The 20,261-nt window shown below is 59.1% G+C and carries 19 protein-coding genes; 12 read left to right on the forward strand and 7 right to left on the reverse strand.

Going from position 1 to position 20,261, the window contains the following annotated elements; genetic code table 11:
- Positions 1 to 18: 18 nt before the first annotated feature.
- The 7 genes from HGT1_RS04330 (at position 19) to HGT1_RS04360 (ending at position 7,982) form a co-directional block, all read left to right on the forward strand.
- Positions 19 to 825, forward strand: coding sequence for a ferredoxin--NADP reductase (locus HGT1_RS04330; RefSeq protein WP_176248708.1), 807 nt, complete (start codon positions 19 to 21; stop codon positions 823 to 825).
- Positions 826 to 915: 90 nt separating this feature from the next.
- Entirely contained in the window at positions 916 to 1,752 is an 837-nt protein-coding gene (locus HGT1_RS04335; protein WP_176248709.1) for a xanthine dehydrogenase family protein subunit M, read from the forward strand.
- Positions 1,752 to 4,499 carry a molybdopterin cofactor-binding domain-containing protein gene (locus HGT1_RS04340; protein ID WP_176248710.1) on the forward strand — a complete coding sequence of 916 codons (2,748 nt, stop codon included), beginning with the start codon at positions 1,752 to 1,754 and terminating at the stop codon, positions 4,497 to 4,499. The genes HGT1_RS04335 and HGT1_RS04340 overlap by 1 nt, the downstream gene beginning before the upstream one ends.
- Positions 4,492 to 5,979: a 6-hydroxynicotinate reductase gene (locus HGT1_RS04345; RefSeq protein ID WP_176248711.1), complete on the forward strand. Its 1,488-nt coding sequence runs from the start codon at positions 4,492 to 4,494 to the stop codon at positions 5,977 to 5,979. Before HGT1_RS04340 ends, HGT1_RS04345 begins: the two co-directional genes overlap by 8 nt.
- A complete protein-coding gene (locus HGT1_RS04350; protein ID WP_176248712.1) occupies positions 5,976 to 6,824 on the forward strand; it encodes a UPF0280 family protein in 849 nt (282 codons plus the stop codon). Before HGT1_RS04345 ends, HGT1_RS04350 begins: the two co-directional genes overlap by 4 nt.
- The gene (locus tag HGT1_RS04355; protein ID WP_176248713.1) at positions 6,817 to 7,401 is read left to right on the forward strand and encodes an amino acid synthesis family protein; all 585 of its coding nucleotides are present in this window, start codon (positions 6,817 to 6,819) and stop codon (positions 7,399 to 7,401) included. The genes HGT1_RS04350 and HGT1_RS04355 overlap by 8 nt, the downstream gene beginning before the upstream one ends.
- On the forward strand, positions 7,398 to 7,982 hold the full coding sequence (locus HGT1_RS04360; RefSeq protein WP_176248714.1) for an amino acid synthesis family protein: 585 nt from the start codon (positions 7,398 to 7,400) through the stop codon (positions 7,980 to 7,982). The genes HGT1_RS04355 and HGT1_RS04360 overlap by 4 nt, the downstream gene beginning before the upstream one ends.
- Positions 7,983 to 7,985: 3 nt before the next feature.
- Here HGT1_RS04360 and HGT1_RS04365 read toward each other — a convergent pair whose 3' ends face one another.
- On the reverse strand, positions 7,986 to 8,423 hold the full coding sequence (locus HGT1_RS04365; RefSeq protein WP_176248715.1) for a MarR family winged helix-turn-helix transcriptional regulator: 438 nt from the start codon (positions 8,421 to 8,423) through the stop codon (positions 7,986 to 7,988).
- A gap of 156 nt (positions 8,424 to 8,579) precedes the next feature.
- Here HGT1_RS04365 and HGT1_RS04370 point away from each other — a divergent pair, with 156 nt between their 5' ends.
- From HGT1_RS04370 to HGT1_RS04390, 5 genes are all read left to right on the forward strand, one after another.
- The gene (locus HGT1_RS04370; protein ID WP_176248716.1) at positions 8,580 to 9,647 is read left to right on the forward strand and encodes an aromatic ring-hydroxylating dioxygenase subunit alpha; all 1,068 of its coding nucleotides are present in this window, start codon (positions 8,580 to 8,582) and stop codon (positions 9,645 to 9,647) included.
- Positions 9,648 to 9,701: 54 nt separating this feature from the next.
- Positions 9,702 to 10,919 carry an ABC transporter substrate-binding protein gene (locus HGT1_RS04375; RefSeq protein WP_176248717.1) on the forward strand — a complete coding sequence of 406 codons (1,218 nt, stop codon included), beginning with the start codon at positions 9,702 to 9,704 and terminating at the stop codon, positions 10,917 to 10,919.
- 74 nt (positions 10,920 to 10,993) lie between these two features.
- Positions 10,994 to 12,856 (forward strand): ABC transporter permease, encoded by a 1,863-nt coding sequence (locus HGT1_RS04380; protein ID WP_176248718.1) that lies wholly within the window; start codon positions 10,994 to 10,996, stop codon positions 12,854 to 12,856.
- A complete protein-coding gene (locus tag HGT1_RS04385) occupies positions 12,853 to 13,629 on the forward strand; it encodes an ABC transporter ATP-binding protein (protein ID WP_176248719.1) in 777 nt (258 codons plus the stop codon). The genes HGT1_RS04380 and HGT1_RS04385 overlap by 4 nt, the downstream gene beginning before the upstream one ends.
- The gene (locus HGT1_RS04390; protein WP_176248720.1) at positions 13,622 to 14,323 is read left to right on the forward strand and encodes an ABC transporter ATP-binding protein; all 702 of its coding nucleotides are present in this window, start codon (positions 13,622 to 13,624) and stop codon (positions 14,321 to 14,323) included. Before HGT1_RS04385 ends, HGT1_RS04390 begins: the two co-directional genes overlap by 8 nt.
- Positions 14,324 to 14,411: 88 nt before the next feature.
- Here HGT1_RS04390 and HGT1_RS04395 read toward each other — a convergent pair whose 3' ends face one another.
- From HGT1_RS04395 to HGT1_RS04420, 6 genes are all read right to left on the reverse strand, one after another.
- Positions 14,412 to 15,719, reverse strand: a complete 1,308-nt coding sequence (locus HGT1_RS04395; RefSeq protein WP_176248721.1) for a TRAP transporter large permease — start codon at positions 15,717 to 15,719, stop codon at positions 14,412 to 14,414.
- Positions 15,719 to 16,225 (reverse strand): TRAP transporter small permease, encoded by a 507-nt coding sequence (locus HGT1_RS04400; RefSeq protein WP_176248722.1) that lies wholly within the window; start codon positions 16,223 to 16,225, stop codon positions 15,719 to 15,721. Before HGT1_RS04400 ends, HGT1_RS04395 begins: the two co-directional genes overlap by 1 nt.
- A gap of 73 nt (positions 16,226 to 16,298) precedes the next feature.
- The gene (dctP, locus tag HGT1_RS04405; RefSeq protein ID WP_176248723.1) at positions 16,299 to 17,297 is read right to left on the reverse strand and encodes a TRAP transporter substrate-binding protein DctP; all 999 of its coding nucleotides are present in this window, start codon (positions 17,295 to 17,297) and stop codon (positions 16,299 to 16,301) included.
- An 82-nt stretch (positions 17,298 to 17,379) separates the two neighbouring features.
- Complete coding sequence (leuD, locus tag HGT1_RS04410) at positions 17,380 to 17,970, reverse strand: 3-isopropylmalate dehydratase small subunit (RefSeq protein WP_176248724.1); 591 nt, start codon at positions 17,968 to 17,970, stop codon at positions 17,380 to 17,382.
- The gene (leuC, locus tag HGT1_RS04415) at positions 17,967 to 19,364 is read right to left on the reverse strand and encodes a 3-isopropylmalate dehydratase large subunit (RefSeq protein WP_176248725.1); all 1,398 of its coding nucleotides are present in this window, start codon (positions 19,362 to 19,364) and stop codon (positions 17,967 to 17,969) included. Before leuC ends, leuD begins: the two co-directional genes overlap by 4 nt.
- Positions 19,361 to 20,176: a GntR family transcriptional regulator gene (locus HGT1_RS04420; protein WP_176248726.1), complete on the reverse strand. Its 816-nt coding sequence runs from the start codon at positions 20,174 to 20,176 to the stop codon at positions 19,361 to 19,363. Before HGT1_RS04420 ends, leuC begins: the two co-directional genes overlap by 4 nt.
- Between the last annotated feature and the right edge of the window lie 85 nt (positions 20,177 to 20,261).

The following is a 20,261-nucleotide window of genomic DNA, read 5'->3' on the forward strand; positions in this document are numbered from 1 at the left end:
CGTTGAAAAGGATTCCGCATGGACAGCGCAGCACCAATCGACACTCCGTTTCCGATCCCCGCAGGGGTCTTTGCCCAAACCGTGACGCAGGTGCAGCATTACACTGACAGCCTGTTCCGTTTTCGCATCACACGGCCTGACAGCTTTCGTTTCCGGTCAGGTGAGTTTGTGATGATCGGCCTGCCGAATGCCGAAAAGCCCGTGTTCAGGGCCTATTCCGTCGCATCGCCATCCTGGGACGAAGAAGTTGAATTTTATTCGATCAAGGTGCCCGACGGCCCGCTTACCGAACATCTGCAAAAGCTTCAGGCGGGCGATACGGTGTTGATGCGGCGCAAGCCCACGGGCACATTGGTGAATGACGCGCTGCTGCCCGGCAAACGGTTGTGGATGTTCGCCACCGGCACCGGGGTTGCGCCTTTTGCGTCGATCATCCGCGATCCGGAAACCTACGAAAAATTCGACGACCTGATCCTGTGCCACACCTGCCGCACCGCAGGGGAGTTGACCTATTCACGCGAGTTGGTTGAAAGCCTTAAGGCGGACCCGCTGATCGGAGAGTTTGCACAGCGTTTAACCCTGTACGACACACTGACCCGAGAGGATTGGCCGCGCATGGGCCGGCAGACCGATCTGATGGCGTCGGGCAAAATCTTTGCCGATCTGGGCGTGCCTGCGATCAATCCCGAAACCGATCGGGGGATGATCTGTGGGTCGATGGAAATGCTGGCCGACACTAAAGCAGCGCTTGAAGGGTTCGGCCTTGAGGAAGGGGCCAACAACCGCCCCGCCACTTTTGTGGTCGAAAAGGCTTTTGTCGGATAGCGCGGCCGCGAATTGATTTGACAGAAACCGCCACATCGAATTCTTATTCGTACACCAACAATATTTCCGCCAGTCAGGAGCACACACCCCATGAGCTATATCACCGCGACCACGCTTGAGGATGCGCTGACGGCTTTGACCGCGGGGCCCGCGTCGATCATCGCCGGGGGGACAGACTGGTTTCCTGCGCAAGGTGATCGTCATTTCGACGGAACGCTGATTGATATCTCACGACTGACTGACTTGCGCGGCGTCTCGCGCACAGACACAGGCTGGCGGATCGGGGCCGCAACAACCTGGACGGACATCATCAAGGCCGATCTGCCGCCTGCCTTTAACGGGCTGAAACTGGCCGCCCGCGAAGTCGGGTCGGTGCAAATCCAGAACACCGGTACAATCGCGGGCAACTTGTGCAACGCCTCCCCCGCCGCTGACGGGGTGCCGCCGTTGTTGACGCTGGATGCCGGGGTCGAACTGACCTCGCCCCACGGCACGCGCCAGATGCCTTTGCACGCGTTCTTGCAAGGTGTGCGCAAGACTGACCGTGCCGCCGATGAAATTCTGACAGCGATCCACATTCCAGACCTGCCTAACGGGTCCATGGGCAGCTTTGTGAAACTTGGGGCCCGCAAATATCTGGTCATCTCGATCTGCATGGTTGCCGTGGTTTTGCGGGTTGAGCGCGGATTAGTCTCTGATATCCGCATCGCCATCGGTGCGGCCTCCCCTGTTGCGCAGCGGTTGACCACGCTTGAGGATGCATTGCGCGGCCTACCGCCCGGTGATCTGCAAAACGCCGTGACGGGTGATCTGATCCGCGGGCTGACCCCCATCACAGACGTCCGCGCCAGCGCCGATTATCGCCAGACCGCAGCAACGCAGGTGATCCGCCGCGCCATCGCCCTTGCCTTGGAAGGAACCGCCTGATGGACAAATCTGCCGCCACACGCATCACGTCATTCACGCTGAACGGGGAAATCGTGCAGGTTGAACCGACACCGGGCGAACGTCTATCCCATTCCCTGCGCGAACGTCTGGACCGCAAAGACGTCAAGATCGGCTGCAACGCGGGCGATTGCGGCGCGTGCACAGTGTTGGTCGACGGCGCGCCCGTTTGCGCCTGTCTGATGGCCACGCAACAGGCAACGGGCCGCAAGGTCGAGACGCTTGCCGGACTGGTCAAAGCCGACCCAGACGCGCAGGCGTTAATGGAAAGCTTTCAGCACCACCAAGCCGCCCAATGCGGAATTTGCACGCCCGGCATGATGGTGTCAGCCGTCGCCCTGCTGCGTGCGGAGCCACAACCGACCGATGCGCAGGTTCAAGACGCGCTTGGCGGTGTTTTGTGTCGCTGTACCGGCTATCGCAAAATTATCGACGCCGTCGTGGGTGCTCATGCCGCCGATCAACTGATCAAAGCCCCGACCGAACTTGGCCATAACGCCCGCCGGTTCGACGGGCTGGCCAAGGTGGACGGGTCCGAGAAATTTGGCGATGATGTTGCCCCTGCCGGTGCGCTGGTCGCCCGCGTGATCCGTTCGCCCTATCCCTCGGCCAGTTTCACCTTTGGCGATCTTGAGGCATGGCAGGCTAAATACAGTGGAATAGAGACTGTTTTGACAGCCAAGGACGTGCCCGGCCTGAATGCTTTCGGCGTTATCCCCAGCTTCATTGACCAGCCCGTCTTTGCTGTCAGCCATATCCGTTTCCGTGGCGAAGCGGTTGCATGCGTGGTGGGCGACGCAGGCACCATCGCCGCGCTGGATCTGGCAAGCTTTCCGGTGGAGTGGACCCCGCAAACCACCTTGTCCGACATTGATGACGCCATCGCCCCCGATGCCCCGCTGCTGTTTGACGACCGCAAAGGCAACATCATGTGCGGCGGTTTTGTGCAATGCGGCGATGCAGATGCGGCGCTTGAGGCTGCGGATGTTACGGTCGAGGCAAACTATAAAACCAGCTTTGTCGAACATGGCTATATCGAGCCGGAGGCAGGCTTTGCCGAGATGGTGGATGGCCGCCTGCATGTCCATGCCTGCACCCAAGCACCGGGGATGGACCGCGAAACTCTGGCCGCCATCATGAACATGCCGATGGCCGATATCCGTATTGTCCCGACAGCGGTCGGCGGCGGGTTCGGGTCGAAAATCGACGTTTCCTTGCAGCCCTTTATTGCACTTGCTGCGATGAAAACCGGCAAACCCGTGCGCATGACCTATTCACGCAATGAAACCATGCAATCGACCACCAAACGCCACCCCGCCCAGATCAAGATCAAGGTCGGTGCAAAGGCCGATGGCACCTTGTCCGGGTTGCGTTTTGACGGTGATTTCAACACCGGTGCCTATGCCAGTTGGGGGCCGACCGTGGCGAACCGCGTGCCGGTCCATGCCTCTGGTCCCTACCGGATCGACGATTACCGCGCGCGCAGCCGTGCGGTGCATACCCATTGCCCCCCTTCGGGTGCATTTCGCGGCTTTGGCGTGCCGCAGTCCGCTATCGCGCAGGAAACCGTTTTTGATCTGCTGGCTGAAAAGCTGGGGATAGACCCGCTGGATTTCCGCCTGAAGAACGCGCTGGAAGATCATGTTCCGACCGTCTGCGGCCAGGTGTTTGACCAAGGCGTCGGCATCAAAGCCTGCCTTGAGGCGCTGCGCCCCGCCTGGGAAGATGCCAAATCCGAATGTGCTGCATTCAACGCAACCAACACCACGCATAAACGCGGGGTTGGCATTGCCAGCGCTTGGTATGGTTGCGGAAATACATCTTTGCCCAACCCCTCTACGATCAAGGCGGGCTTGCGTGCCGATGGCGCGGTGGTGTTGCATCAAGGGGCGTTGGACATCGGACAAGGCTCTAACACGGTCATTCCACAGATTTTTGCCAAGGCGCTTGGCGTGTCGATTGACGGGGTGACCCTGCTGGGTGCCGACACCGACATCACGCCAGACGCGGGCAAAACATCGGCCTCGCGCCAGACGTTTGTGTCGGGCAATGCCGCCCTGAAAGCGGGCGAAACCCTGCGCAGCGAGATTTTGCGGCAGGCCAATGCAGGCCCGGACGCCACGATCACCTTGGAAACTGGGCAGGTGATCGTGACCGAAGCAGGCCGCACGCAAACCCTTGATCTGTCGCGGCTTGATCCGAACGCCGAAGGCTATGTGTTGATGGCGCAGGAAACCTATGATCCGCCGATCAAACCGCTGGATGAAAACGGGCAGGGCGTCCCCTATGCGCAATTCGGATACGCCGCACATCTGGTAGTGGTCGAGGTCGATATCGTCCTTGGCCTGTGCAAACCCCTGCGTTTTGTTGCCGCCCATGACGTGGGCCGCGCGATCAACCCGCTGCTGGTTGAAGGGCAAGTGCAAGGCGGCATCGCCCAAGGTCTGGGCATGGCGCTGATGGAAGAATATATCCCCGGCCGGACCGAGAACCTGCACGACTATCTGATCCCCACGATTGGCGATATTCCCCCGATACAGACCCTGATATTGGAAATCGCAGATGCCCACGGCCCTTATGGTGCCAAGGGTCTGGGCGAACATGTGTTGATCCCCACCGCACCTGCGATATTCAACGCGATCTATCACGCGACAGGCGCAAAAGTGACCCACGCCCCCGCAACCCCCACGCGCCTGCGCGCCGCCCTAAAGGAGGCCGGACATGCCTGATGACCTGCGCGACCAAAAGCCCGAAAAAATCCGCTGCGATGCATGCCCCGTCATGTGCTTTATTGCCGAAGGTAAATCCGGTGCCTGTGACCGCTATGCCAATCATGCGGGCGAACTGGTCCGGCTTGACCCGCTGACTGTCATCCAGTCCGGGGCCAAGGCTGTGGCTTTCCTTGACCAAGGCAACAATGCACAGGATTGGGATGGCGACGTCATTCAGGGCGGGCGCGATTTCGTGACTGCCGTTGGGGCCGGCACGACATACCCCGACTATAAACCAGCCCCCTTTATCGTCAGCCAAGAGGTCGAAGGCGTCGATATGGTCACCGTCGTGACCGAGGGCATATTTTCGTACTGCGGCGTCAAAGTGAAAATCGACACCGACCGCCATATCGGCGACGAACGTGCCGTGGTGCGGGTGGATGGCGAGGCAATCGGCCATGTGATGACCTCTGAATACGGGTCGAAAATGCTGTCCCTAGGCGGTGTTGAACATCTTACGGGGGGCTCCAAGAAAGAAGGCCGCGTGACCTGCGATGCGCTGTTGCGTCTGTGCAATCGCGAGGCCGTCGAGATGACGATTGACGGCGGCGTGCACATGATCGTCGAGGCAGGCAAGGCCCCCGTCATCAACGGTACCCCCGAGAAACTTATGCGCGTCGGCTGCGGGTCTGCCACCATCGGCATGTTCGCCAAACAATGGCATGGCCATGTGGACGAAGTCGTTGTTGTTGACGACCACATTACCGGAGTCCTTAGCGAACACGAGGCGGGCAAGGGGCTGGACATGACCCCGTCGGGCATCCGCATCAACGGGCGCCGCTCGACCCCCGGACGGTATTTTCAGGTCGCTGACCCCGGCACCGGTTGGGGCGGCACCGATGTCGAAGACCCGCTGACCATCCTGCGCCCCGCGGACCCCAAGCGCGCGTGGCCCGGACTGCGGCTGTTGATGATCTCGACCACAGGCGAACAATGGGCGTATTTCATCCTTGACGACGATCTGGTTCCGCAACCCGCCGAGATCACGCCGGAACTGCTGGTCGTCGCAGAACGGATCGCGGAAAACTGCGAACCGTCGCTGTGTTCGGTGCTGTTCATGGGCGGTGCTGGCGGGTCTTTGCGGGCCGGTGTTACCGAAAACCCCGTGCGCCTGACCCGGTCGGTCAAGGAATCCCTGACCCATGTGTCTTGTGGCGGGGCCGAGGCATACGTCTGGCCCGGCGGTGGGATCACGGTGATGGTTGACGTGATGGACATGCCGACGAATTCATTCGGATATGTGCCAACGCCCGCGCTGGTCGCCCCCATCGAATTCACCCTGCGCCGCGAAGATTACGGCACCCTTGGCGGGCATATGGAGCATATCCAGCCAGTCGCGGAAGTCGTCACCCGTGACGTCCGCCGTGTCGCGCAACTGGCCCTGCAATCCGACCCGAATGATCGCGAAAACTATGGCTGGGCGAAAGGCGATAAATGAACGCCCAAGCCGCCCTTTTGCCCGGCAACAGGTTGCATTTGTCACACGGGCCGATCGACCTGATCATCGGGGCGGATGGTGCGCGCGATACGGCCTTTCGTGCGGCTTTTGCCAGGTTCGAGACTGTTTTGAGCGAATTGACGGCCGAACTGCCGCTGCTGCGCCAACCTGTCAGTACCAAGCCCGAAGGCAAGATCGCCCGCCGCATGTACCGCGCAGCACTGCCCCATGCCGACGGGCTGACCACGCCAATGATCTGCGTCGCCGGTGCCGTCGCCCAAGAGGTGCTGGCAGCCATGGTCAACGCCGCGGACCTGACACGCGCTTATGTGAACAACGGTGGCGACATTGCACTGCATCTAACCGATGAGGCCACGTTCAAGATTGCCATTGCATCGCCCGACGGCCAGAACCTTGGCACGGTCACGATTGCCAGCACCGATCCCATGCGCGGGATCGCCACCAGCGGGCAACGCGGTCGCAGCCTTAGCCTAGGGATTGCCGATGCCGTGACCGTCCTGGCGCGCTCTGCCTGTGGTGCCGATGCGGCCGCCACCAAGCTCGGCAATGCCGTTGATCTGCCCGATCACCCCGCCATAAAACGCGCCCCCGCCTTCAGCCTGCAAGACGATAGCGATCTGGGAAACACCCCCGTTGTCACCCATGTTGGACGCCTGTCGCAATCAGATGTTGCGCGCGCCCTGCAACGCGGTGAAACTGCGGCCAACATGATGCGCGATGCACGGCTGATCGACGGGGCGGCGATGTTCTTACAAGGTCAAAGCCGAACCACCGGACTGCCCGAACAAATGAAACACCTAACGAAAGACCCGCAAAATGCCTGACGTCATAATCCGCAAGATGGTCACCAGTATCGAGGAAATCTTTCACGAAGGCGGCCCCCGCGCCAACACGCCGCTGAAACGCGGCTATGTGATGGCCGTGATCGAAAACCCCTATGCAGGGTCTTATGTCGAAGACATCCAGCCCTTTATGGAAGACCTCAAACCGCTGGGGCTTGAGATGGCGCAAAAGCTGCTGGCTGCTCTCGGCGTTGAGGCGGACCAGATCGAAGGCTACGGCAAAGGGTCAATCGTCGGCGTGGGCGGAGAGTTGGAACATGGCGCGCTGTGGCATGCGCCGGGCGGCTATGCGATGCGGGGTGTATTGGGCGGGGCCAAGGCAATCGTGCCCTCTACGAAAAAGGTCGGGGCGGCTGGCGTGCGCCTTGATGTGCCTGTCACCCATGTCGACGCGTCCTATGTGCGCAGCCATTTCGATTCAATCGAAGTGGGGCTGAACGACAGCCCCCGTGCCAATGAAATGGCGGTGATCCTTGTGATGACCACAGGATCGCGGGTGCACAACCGGGCAGGGGGCCTGGATGCCAAGGACATCAAAGGGGAGGATGGCCTGAGATGAGCGCTGAAATCCGTAAAATCGCCGTTTGGGTCGAAGAAACCCACCGCGAGATTGGTCAAACCATTTCGCCGCCCACACGCAAGGCCGTTGCCGTGGCCGTGATCAAGAACCCTTTTGCAGGCTCTTATACCGAGGATCTAACGCCCCTAATGGACATTGGCGCAGAGCTGGGCGGTTTGCTGGGCGACAAATGCATCGCCGCACTTGGGATCACACCCGCGCAGGCCGAAAGCTATGGCAAAGCGGCCATGGTCGGGGAGGGCGGAGAGCTGGAACATGCCGCCGCCATCCTGCACCCGAAACTGGGTGCGCCGCTGCGTGTCGCGGTGGAAAAAGGTGCGGCACTGGTGCCATCGTCGAAAAAAATGGGCGGGCCGGGGCAGGTGCTGGACGTGCCTTTGGGGCACAAGGATGCCGCTTACGTGCGCAGCCATTTCGACGGGATCGAAGTCCGCCTGAACGATGCGCCACGCGCCGGTGAAATCATGGTCGCGGTTGCGGTGACTGACAGCGGGCGCCCGTTGCCACGGGTGGGCGGGCTGACCCATTCGGATGCGGAAGGCAAAGACGGCCTGCGCTAACCCCTAAAGTTTGTCGAGCAACGTCAGCAACCGGTCAACCTCGCGGGGGGTCAGGTTGCCGACGGTTTCGGCAGAAATCTCGTGGGCGGTGGTCACAGCATCTGCGGCAAAGGCGATGCCCGCTTCGGTCAATGAAATCTCAAGCCGGCGCATGTCGGTCTCGGACGGGCAGCTTTTCACCAGCCCCTTTTTGCGCAGACGGTCGACCACGCCTTTGGTCGTTGCCGCATCCATGCCCACCAAACGGCCCAACTGGTTCTGGCTGATTTTGACCTCGTTGCGCAGTTTCGCCAATACTGCAAATTGCGTCGGCGTGATGTCGGGCATCCGGCGATTGAAAATCTCAAGATGTCGCTGGTTGGCCAGACGCAGCTTGAAACCCACCTGATCTTCCAGCTCGTAGGAGGCCGTCTGGTTTTGTGAATCCGCCGCTTCGTTCAATGTACCGTCCAGTATTTTGCTGCAACTGCATATTTCTTGTGCATTATCATTCCATGGATTTTAACTGGGGTCCACAACAGAACGGATCAGAAGTATTGTTTGACAGCTAACAAGTTTTTGGTCCTTCATGAGGATAGTTAACGCAAGGAGTCGCCCGTGTCCTTTGTCAGAAATGCCTGGTATGTCGCTGGATGGTCCACCGATTTTGACCGCGATCTTGTGCCGCTAACCATGCTTGCGCAGAACCTTGTGATGTTCCGGTGCAGTGACGGCAGACTTGCCGCTTTGGAAGACCGTTGCCCGCACCGGCTGCTGCCGCTGTCCAAGGGCAAGCGCATCGGCGACACCATTCAATGCGGTTATCACGGGATGACCTTTGATGCCGGCGGTAAATGCGTACGCGTGCCGGGGCAATCGAACCTGCCAGCCAGCGCCTATGTCGACAGCTTCCCGGTGCTCGAGCGTCATGGCATCGTTTTCGTCTGGATGGGCGACGCCGACAAAGCCGACCCCGCGCTGGCTTTTGACATGCCGGAACTGTCGCAAGACGGCTGGCACCTGCACCACGGGGACAAGCTGCATATCAAAGCCAACTATCTGAACGTCGCCGAAAACCTGGTTGATCCTGCCCATGTAAGCTTTGTGCATCCGACAACCTTGGGCAATGCCGCGTCGGAAAACGTGCCCGTGCATGTGAAAACCGCTGACGAAGTTATAGTGGCTTGGCGCTGGATCAGGGATGCCGAACCGATCGGCTTTTTCAAGAAATTCGGGGGCTTTAACGGCAATGTCGACCGCTGGCATTATTACTATCTCCACATGCCCTCGACTGCGGTTATTGATTTCGGGTCAGCCGAAGCTGCACTTGAACTTCCTGAAGAAGAGCGCAACAAGGGCGTGCGCATCTTTGCGTTGCATTTTGTTACCCCCGTGACCGAGGATTATACGATCGACCACTGGATGCATCTGCGAAACACGGCCCTTGGCGATGATGCCGCGTCTGACCAAATGGACGCGATGTTTCGGGTTGCCTTTGCCGAAGACAAAGAGATCCTCGAGGCAGTGCACGAAGAGGAAAAGCGCCCGCAAAAGCGCAAACCCATTCGCATTGCCATCGACAAAGGGCCCAACGTCTACCGGAAACGCATTCGCGACCGGATTGAGGCCGAAGCAACCGATGATCTGGGCGACCCTGTTTCACCGGTATTTGTTCAACACGATTAACTCTATCAAACAATGCAGCAAAAGACGGCACCACCCCAACAGAGGACGACACCAATGAACAGAAACACATTCCTGAAAACCCTTGCAGGGGCTGCTGCCCTTAGCATGACGGGCCTTGCCGCCCTTGCCCAATCGGGCGAACCGATCAAGGTTGGCGAGATTAACCACTACAAACGTATGGCCGCCTTTGCAGAGCCCTATAAAAAAGGCATCGAACTGCGTTTGGAAGAAATCAACGCCGCCGGCGGTGTGCTGGATCGCCCGCTTGAATTCGTGTTCCGCGACGATCAGGGCGACCCCGGTGAGGCGATCAAGATCGCCGAAGAACTGATGACCAGCGAAGGCACTGTGATGCTGACCGGGACGATCTTGTCGAACGTCGGCCTCGCCATTTCCTCTGTGGCTGCGGAAAAGCAGTGGGTTTACCTTGCCTCCGAACCGCTTGCCGACGCGCTGACATGGTCGCAGGGCAATCCTTGGACATTCCGTTTGCGCACATCGACCTATATGCAAGCCGCGATGCTGGCCGAACAGGCTGCCAAAACCGACGCGATGAAATATGCAACGATTGCACCGAACTATGCCTATGGCAAAGACGCCGTTGCCGCGTTCAAAGAAGTGCTGACCAAGTTGAAGCCCGGTGTTGAATTTGTCGGCGAACAGTGGCCCGCCTTGTTCAAGATCGACGCAGGTGCCGAAGTGCAGGCGTTGGAACGCTCCAAACCCGATGCGATCTATAACGTGACCTTTGGCCCAGACCTTGCCAAATTCGTGCGCGAAGGCACGACACGCGGATTGTTTGACGGTCGCACCGTTTATGGCCTGCTGTCCGGCGAACCAGAATACCTTGAACCGCTGGCCGACGAAGCCCCCGAAGGCTGGGTTGTGACCGGTTACCCCTGGTATGATTTCACCGAGGAAGACGGCGCGAACAAGGTCTTTGTTGATGCCTATCAGGCACGCTTTAACGAGACACCCAAACTGGGGTCGCTTGTTGGCTACATGACCGCAGCAACCGTTGCGGCTGCGATCCAGAAAGCCGGATCAACCGAAGGCGAAGCGATCCGTCAGGCGTTTGAAGGGCTGGGCGTTGCCACACCCGTGGGCGACATCACCTTCCGCGAAATCGACAATCAGGCAACCATGGGTGCCTTTATCGGTACAACTGCACTGAAAGACGGTGCTGGCGTGATGACCAACTGGACCTATCTGGATGGCGCTGATTATCTGCCATCCGACGAAGAAGTCGCAAAACTGCGTCCCGCAGAATAACGACCGGCACTGCTCCGGAGGGAAACCCCTTCCGGAGCGACCGAACCTATTCCCCAAATTGATCGAGGTGGCTGATGGGCCTTTTTATCGCACAGATTTTGACTGGGCTTGCAAATGCTGGCGCGCTTTTCATGGTTGCCTCTGGTCTTTCGCTGATTTTTGGCGTGACCCGCGTCGTGAACTTTGCCCACGGGTCATTTTATATGCTGGGGGCCTATGTCGGCTATTCGCTGATGCAGGTGCTGCCCGGTATGGTCGGCTTTTGGGTGGCCATTCTGCTGGCCGGTATCATCGTCGGCCTGATCGGGGTCATCGTCGAATTTTGCGTGCTGCGCCCTGTCTACAGCGCGCCTGAACTGTTCCAACTGGTCGCCACATTCGGTGTTATCCTTGTTATCCAAGACCTTGCGCTGATGATCTGGGGTCCGCAGGATTTGCTGGGGCCACGTGCCCCGGGCCTTAAGGGTGTGATCCGCATCATGGGCGAACCGGTGCCGCAATATGACATCGCGCTGATCGTGATCACTCCGTTTGTCGCCTTTGGCCTGTGGTACCTGATCACCCGCACCCGCGTCGGTACATTGGTGCGTGCCGCCACCCAAGACCGCGAAATGGTCAGCGCGCTTGGCGTTAACCAAGCGTGGCTGTTTACCGGCGTGTTCTTTCTGGGCTGTGCGCTGGCGGGCCTTGGTGGTGCACTGCAACTTCCCAAAGGCGGTGCCGACCTGTTGATGGATTTCAACATTCTTGGGCCTGTCTTTGTGGTGGTCGTGATCGGTGGCATGGGGTCTTTGCCCGGTGCCTATCTGGCTGCTGTTATCATTTCCGTCCTGAACGTCTTTGGCGTGACCTATGCGCCGCAATCCACGCTTGTGCTGATGTTCGTGGTCATGGTGATCGTGCTGATGTTCCGCCCCTTTGGTCTGCTGGGCAAAGAGGAAGTCGCCGGCGAACATGGTCAGGTTGGCGAACCCGAGCGCCCGATAAAGCCCGCAGGCAGAAATATGCGACTGTTGGTGGCTGCCGGATTGCTGATCCTTGGGCTTCTTCCTTTCTATGGCAGTAATTTTGCCGTGGTTCTGGTGACGGATATCATGATCTTCGCTCTGTTCGCCGCGTCGCTTCATTTCATGCTGGGCCAAGGCGGCTTGGTCAGTTTCGGGCACGCTGCGTTTTTTGGCGGCGGGGCCTATGCTGCCGCCTTGTTTGTCACCCACGCCAACACCCCGATGGAACTGGCACTGGTGCTGGCCCCCGTTTGCGCGGGTCTTGCTGCGATCGTGATCGGCTGGGTCTGCCTGCGATCAACCGGCGTTTATTTCGCCATGCTAACGCTGGCCTTTGGTCAACTGCTCTGGAGCCTCGCATTCCAATGGAGCGAAGTCACTGGCGGCGATGACGGGTTGGTGAACATCTGGCCCTCCGACTGGGCGTCGGACAACAGCGTCTATTACTACCTCGCCTTTGTGCTGTGTGTCGGCGGTATCTTGTTGCTGCGTCAGGCGGCCCACGCGCCCTTTGGCTATGCCATGCGCGCCGCACGCGACAGCGCCCGTCAGGCCGAGGCAATGGGGATCAACACCAAGCGCATTCAATGGGTCGCCTTCACCTTTGCGGGCGTCATGGCAGGTCTTGCGGGCGGATTGTTCGTCTTTTCCAAGGGCAGCATCTTCCCGAACGAGTTGGAAACCGCGCGCAGTTTCGACGCCCTGATCGTGGTGTTCCTGGGCGGTGTCAAAACCCTGTCCGGTGGCTGGGTCGGTGCCGCGTTCTTTGAGGGGATCAAGGATTATCTGACGCGGTTCGAATACTGGCGCCTTGCCCTTGGCCTGTCGATCATCGTTATCGTGATCCTTGGCCCCGAAGGCATCGTTGGATCGTTGCGCAAGGCGGGTGAACGCCTTGGCATTCTGAAAGTACCGGAGGACGCGAAATGAGCCCGATCCTGTCTGTTCGCAATCTGTCACGCAATTTCGGCGCGATCAAAGCCGTCGACAATGTCAGCTTTGATCTGGCAAAGGGCGAATTGCTGGCGTTGATTGGCCCCAATGGCGCGGGCAAAAGCACCTGTTTCAACATGCTGATGGGACAGTTGAAGCCATCCTCGGGCACTGTGCAGCTGTTGGGCAAGAACATCGCCGGTATGCAGCCGCGCAAAATCTGGCGCATGGGGGTCGGGCGCACGTTTCAGATCACCGCGACCTATGCGTCGATGACCGTGGTTGAAAACGTGCAAATGGCGCTAATATCGCACCACCGGCGGCTGTATTCCCTGACGACCTTTGCCCATAAACTCTATCGCGACGAAGCACTCGCCCTGCTTGATACCGTGGGTATGGCCGATCAGGCCGAACGCCACTGCGCCGTGCTGGCATATGGTGACCTGAAACGGCTGGAGCTGGCTGTCGCACTGGCCCATGATCCGATCCTGCTGCTGATGGATGAACCCACCGCCGGGATGGCACCGCGCGAACGCATCGCCCTTATGCAGCTGACGGCTGATATTCTGGATGCCAAAGGCATCAGCGTATTGTTCACCGAACATGACATGGATGTGGTCTTTGCCCATGCGCACCGAATCATGGTGCTGAACCGCGGGCAGTTGATCGCCGATGGCACGGTAGATGAAATTCGCAACAACCCGCAGGTCCAAGAGGTTTACCTAGGCGGCGGCACCCTGTTCAAAGCGCAGGAGGACGCCCATGCTTGAGGTCAAAGACGTCAATTCATTCTACGGCAAGGCACATGTTCTGAATGATCTGAATTTCAACGTGGAGGCCGGCACGGTCGTAGCACTTTTGGGGCGTAACGGGGCGGGTAAAACCACCACCATGAAATCCATCATGCAACTGGTCCGGCCCCGCAGCGGGACAGTCATCTACAAGGGTCAGGACATCACCGGATGGCCCAGCCACAAGGTCGCGCGTGCGGGCTTGGGCTATGTGCCCGAAGAACGGCGCATCTTTACCCAGCTTACGGTTCTGGAGAACCTCGAGGTCGGCCGCCAGCCCCCGCGTGAGGGCTGCACCACATGGACAGACGACATGGTGTTCGATCTGTTCCCCAACCTTGCCGAGCGGCGCAATAACCGGGGAAAGGCGCTGTCGGGTGGTGAACAGCAAATGCTGACCATCGCGCGCACCTTGATGGGAAATCCCGCGTTTATTCTGCTTGATGAGCCGTCAGAAGGCATCGCGCCGGTGATCGTTGAACAAATGGCCCGCGTTATCCTTCAGCTGAAACGCGAAGGCCTGACGGTGTTGTTGTCAGAACAAAACCTGCACTTTGCCCAGGCGGTGGCAGACGGGGTGGTCATCATCGAACATGGCACGCAAAAATTCGTGGGCAGCCTGTCAGAGCTTCAGGCACATCCCGAAATCCGCGATCAATACCTGTCTGTTTGATAACATAATCCACATTATCCGAAAACCTGATGCAGCCCCACGCAGCATCAGGTTTTTTGTTCACGTTGGTCAGTCAGTGGCCCGACGGCTACATCCCCGGCAACCAAAGTGCGATTTGCGGGAACAGGATCAGCAGCGCCACCAACAGCATCGAACACCCCATATACGGGAAGGCCGACAGGTAGATCTCGCGCATGGTGGTGTCTTTGGGGGCGACCCCCTTCATCACGAATAACAGCAATCCGAAGGGCGGCGTGGTAAAGCTGATTTCCAGTGCCAGCAGGATGATCAACCCGAACCAGATCGGATCAAACCCAAGGGTCGCCGCCAGAGGAAAGAAGATCGGCACGGTCAGCAACATCATCGAGATTTGTTCCATGAACATGCCCAGCAACAGCAAGACGCCGAACATCACCAGCAGCATCGCGATCGGTGCCAGATCAAACGACGTCGCCCAGCGGATCAACCCCGACGACGCCCCCGAGAACGCCAGCAACTGGCTGAACGTGGCAGAGCCGAACACGATCAGATAGGCCATCAATGTCACGCGCAGCGCGCCGATCACCGATTTCTTCATGGCCTCCCACGTCAGGCACCTAAACAGTACCGCCAGGATCAAGACGCCAAGCGCCCCGAATGCAGCCGCCTCGGACGGGGTGATCAATCCGCCGACCATGCCGATCACGATCAGCACCATGACCGATAGCATTGGCATCACATCCCCGAACAGCAGGCGCATCTTCTGGCCCCAGCTCAGGGTTTCCACGTCATAGGCGGGTGCCGCAGACGGGTCGATCTTGGTCTGGATATAAATCGTCGCGATATAAAAGCTGGCCAGGATCAGGCCGGGGATGATCCCCGCAATCAGAAGCGCCCCGACATCAATCCGCGCCAGCGTCGCCAGTAGAACGGCCAAGGCCGAGGGCGGGATGATAATCGCCAAACCACCGGTGCCAAGAATCGGACCGATGGACATGTGTTTCTTGTAGCCGCGGGTTGTCATCTCGGGGACCATCAGGCTGCCCAGCAGTGCCGTTGACCCCATGGATGACCCCGACAATGTCGAAAACGCGGTGCCGCCCAAGACAGTGACATAAGACAAGCGCCCCGGCAATTTGCCCAACAACCGGTCAATCGCGTTGAACATCCGCGCGCCAAGGCCGGTGTGAAAGAAGATTTCGCCCATCAGCAAGAACAACGGGATCGGGACCAACGCAAAATTCGTCAACCCGCCAAAACCGTTGTTCAGCAGCAAGGTGATGCCCTTGGCACCGCCCATGAAAAACCACGCGCCCACGATGTTGGCCGCCAGAAAGGCCAAAGCCACCGGCATGCCAATCGCCATCAAAACAAGGATCGACCCCAGCAACAGGGCGAGCGACTCAAACCATTCCATTATTCGTGTATCCCTGCTTCGCCGGAGTGCATCAGGTCGTCGCCGAACACAAATCGGGAAAATTCAATTGCCATCAGGCCAAAGCTGACCGGAAAGGCGATGGTAAGTATCCATTTAGGAAAGTAGTAGGCGCGCACATCCAGATCGTTGCGCGCGATATTGCCAAGGAACAGTTCCGCCCCTTTCCACGCAAGGACCAGCGACACCAGAACGCACAGCGCGGCGACCAAGCGGCTAACGATACGGCGCACCCGCGTCGGCAATGCCGCCGTCACCAGTTCGATATGAACATGCCCTTTTTCACGCACCAACCACGGTGCGCCCAGCATGGTCATGTATAGAATCGCATATTCGGACGACGTAAACAGCCACGCAAAGGGCTGTAAGCCGCTGTTGCGCATCACCACCGAGGTGATGACGGAAATCATCAGCCAGACCAGCATGATGCCCGCAATACCAGCCATCGCATACAGGAACCCCCGATATAATTTGCCGACCATTTCCATATGCTGCGCCTCGTTCTAAAAATACGGCCCAAGAAAAACGGCGCGCCAGAAATCCGGCACGCCGCGTTTGGTTTTACTTCTTGTAGAAAAGCTCGATCAGCTTGTCGAAGTTGCCGTCACCCTGAGGGCTTTCGGCCATCAGACCCTTCATGCGGTCCCATGTGCTTTGCGTTGCAGCCGCCAGATAGGCGTCGGCCGCAGCGCCTTCCAATGTGACAACTTTCATGCCCGCCTCTTCCAACTTGGCAAAGTCTTCGTCGCGCACGGCACCCAGTTTGGCGGCGCTTTCCGCTTCATGAGCGATAGCGACATCTTGCAGGATCGTGCGCGATTCCTCGGATAGGGAATTCCACTTTTCAAGGTTCACAATCGTGCCAAGATCGGTCGAGAAGAAGCAAGGCTCGATCCGGTAGTTCAGGAACTCGTTCCATTTCAGATCGATCAGGCCGATCTGTGTCCAACCGGTTGCATCCACCACCCCACGCTCAAGCGCGGAATAAACTTCGGTTGTTGGCAAATCGATAACCTGCGCGCCCAGATAATCGGTGAAAAACGCGTTATAGACCGCATTGCCGCGCAGTTTCAGACCCGATACATCAAGGTTGCCGTCAGCGTCCAGCGTTGGTTCGTCACGGGTCCAAAGGTTGTAGCAGACGCCGGAATCAAACCAGCCCAGATATTTGACGCCCATTTTCTCTTGGTGAATCTGGTCGATCAATTCGATCCCGCCATTGGCGCGGGCCTCGGCTCCGGTGATGTTCGATGTGACCAACGCGTCTTTTTCAGGCAATGCACCGGCGTAAAAGCTGCCCGGCGTATAGACCATATCAACCACGCCATCCCGCACCGCGTCAGGCTGCTGGAACATGCCGATGGCCTCTGGCCCGCCGCGCACTTCGATCTGGACCACACCTTCGCCGGCGGCGTTCACCTTGTCGACGAACTCAAGGAAAGACTTCGTATAGATCAGCGATTCAGGAAAGGCGTGAACAGCTGTAATCGTATCTTGGGCAAAGGCCGCGGATGTCAGCGCGGTCGTGGCAAGGATGCTTGCAAATATTGTATGTTTCATAGTGTCGTTCTCCCGGTTGATGGGGTACCTTTGCGGACCCCGATTTAGTTTGACCCTTGCCCGACCTTGGGCGCAGACCCCCTTACGTCGCGGGCAAAGCCCACGGATGCGCTGCAAACCGTGCGGCGCGAAACTTCGTTATCTCGTCGTTATGCTGTGCGGTCAGGTCGATATCGTCCCAACCGTTCACCAGTTTTTGCTGCCAGACCGGATCGAGATCAAAGGACAGCGTTTGGCCGCCGATTGTTGCCGTTCCGGTGGACAGATCGACAGTGGCAGGCGCATCGGCCTGGCCAAGGGTATCAATCAACGCTTCAATCTCGTCTTCAGTCAAACGGGCGGGCAGCAAACCGTTATTCACCGCATTACTGGCAAAGATATCCCCGAAACTGGGGGCGCACACCGCCTTGATCCCAAAATCGACCAACGCATAAACCGCAGCTTCGCGGCTCGACCCGCTGCCGAAATTGCGCCGCGTGACCAGCACATCGGCGTGGCTGTAGCGGTTCAACACATGATCGGGCTGGTCCTGTCGCACATCATGCAGCAGAAACGGCCCGTAGCCATCGCTGCGCGGGGCCGACATGAACCGCGCGGGGATCAACTGATCTGTGTCCACATTCGCCTGCGGCAGTGCCACGGCGCGCCCGCTTATCTTTGTCCAACCGCTCATGACCGTCCCTCCAGCAGGGGGCGTACATCGGCAAGGTGACCGGAAACGGCGGCTGCAGCCACCATTGCGGGGCTCATCAAATGGGTGCGCGCACCGCGGCCCTGACGGCCCTTGAAGTTCCGGTTGGTCGAAGACGCGCAGCGTTTGCCTGCATCAACACGATCCCCGTTCATCCCGACGCACATCGAACAGCCTGAATCGGCCCATTCCAGACCCGCTTCGGTGAATATCTGCGCCAGCCCTTCGGCCTCGGCCTGTTTTTTGACGGCGGCCGACCCCGGCGACACCAACCCCGGCACCTTGGCCTTGCGCCCGGCCAGCACCTTGGCGGCCAGTCGCAAGTCTTCGATACGTCCGTTTGTGCAGGAGCCGATAAACACCTGATCCACCGCAACGCTTTCCAACGGCATTCCGGCGTTCAGCCCCATGTAGTCCAATGCCGCGCGGGCCTGTTCTTGCTTGGCCCCGCTCAGCTGCGCAGGGTCGGGCACATGGCCTGTAATCGGCAAGGCATCCTCGGGCGAGGTGCCCCAGGTCACGGTGGGCGCAATGGCAGCGGCATCAATCGTGACTTCGCGGTCAAACGCAGCGCCTTCGTCCGTTTTCAACACAGACCAATCGTCAATCGCCTGATCCCAATCCGCCCCCTTGGGCGCAAATTTGCGGCCCCTAAGATAGTCGAACGTGACCTGATCCGGCGCAATCAACCCCAACCGTGCACCGCCTTCGATGCTCAGGTTGCACAGGGTCAGCCGGCCTTCCATGCTCAACCCCTCAACCGCTGGCCCTGCATATTCAATCGCATGGCCGCGCGCGCCGTCGGCCCCCAGTTGGGCAATCCAGTGCAACGCCAGATCTTTGGCACCCACACCTGACCCCAGCACACCATTCACCGTGATCCGCATGACACGCGGGCGCTTTTGCCAGATCGTCTGGGTTGCCAGAATATGCGCGACCTCGGTCGCCCCCACGCCAAAGGCCAGCGCACCAAACGCACCATGGGTCGAGGTATGGCTATCGCCGCAATTTATCAGCAATCCGGGCAAGGTTAGACCCTGTTCCGGCCCGATCACGTGGACAATCCCCTGCCCCGGATCACGCAGATCGAACAGACGGATGCCCTGCGCACGCGCATTGCGCCCCAACGTGTTGATCATCCGTCGAATATCTGCCGCAACATTCCCTGCGCGGGTGGGCGCGTAGTGATCCACCACAGCAAATGTCAGATCAGGGGCCGCGACCTTCATCCCGCGACTGTCCAGCTTGGCAAAAGCGTGATGCGACCCCTCGTGAACCAGATGCCTGTCCACCCACAACAAGGACGTGCCATCGTCGCGCTGCATGATCTCATGCGCGGCCCAAAGCTTGGCGAGAATGGTTTGTGGCGCGGTCACTCTGCGGCCTCTCTGCGGGCCGGGTTAATCACCGGCTCCCAATGACGGGCCTTGCCATCGCCCACCCGTGTCAGGGCCATCTCAAGCTTGAACATGTCGGGGCGATACAACGCTGACAGATATTCAACACCGCGCCCTTCGGCATCCTTTACAACACGGTCCAGCGACAAAAGAGGTGCTCCGACGCTGACGCCCAACACCTCGGCCACATCGGGCGAGGCAAGCGTTGCACTGACCGTCTGATGCGCCGCGTCAACCTTGACGCCGGACCGCTCCAACAAGCGAAACAGCGGCGTGGTGGCAAGCTCGGCTTCGGTATAATTCTGCGCGATGTCTTCGGGCACCCATGTGGTCAGGTGCGAAAACGGTTCTCCTTCGACCAGACGCAACCGCACGGCTGCCTGCACACGGGTCTGGCCATCCAGCCCAAGGGCCGTTGCAACACCATTCGGGGCCGCGCCATAGCTGAACGACAACAGCCGCGCGGTCGTGTTCTGGCCCATCTCGACCAGCTGCGGCATCAATGTATTAAAATCCGCCGCCATCGACGGAAAAACCTTGGGCGCACACACGGTCGTGCCGGACCCTGCCCGCCGCTCGATCAGGCCGTCGCCTTCCAATGCGTCAAGCGCACGGCGCACCGTGACCCGCGACACATCCAGCGTCACGGCCAGCTTTTGCTCGCCCGGCAATACGGCACCGGGTGCATGAACGCCGCGCATGATCTCTTCGTGCAGATGCAGATACACGCGCCGCGCCTTGCCCCCCTCGGGAAGCCCCCTGCCCTTCAAAGATGTAATTCCTTGCGCCATCTTGACCCCTTCAATTCACTCCAACCCTAGCGGCGGATTTTTCAAACGCAAGAAATCTATCTGCTCAAACGCAAAATATTTGACC

The organism is Sulfitobacter sp. HGT1 (assembly GCF_013282155.1).
GTDB lineage: Bacteria > Pseudomonadota > Alphaproteobacteria > Rhodobacterales > Rhodobacteraceae > Sulfitobacter.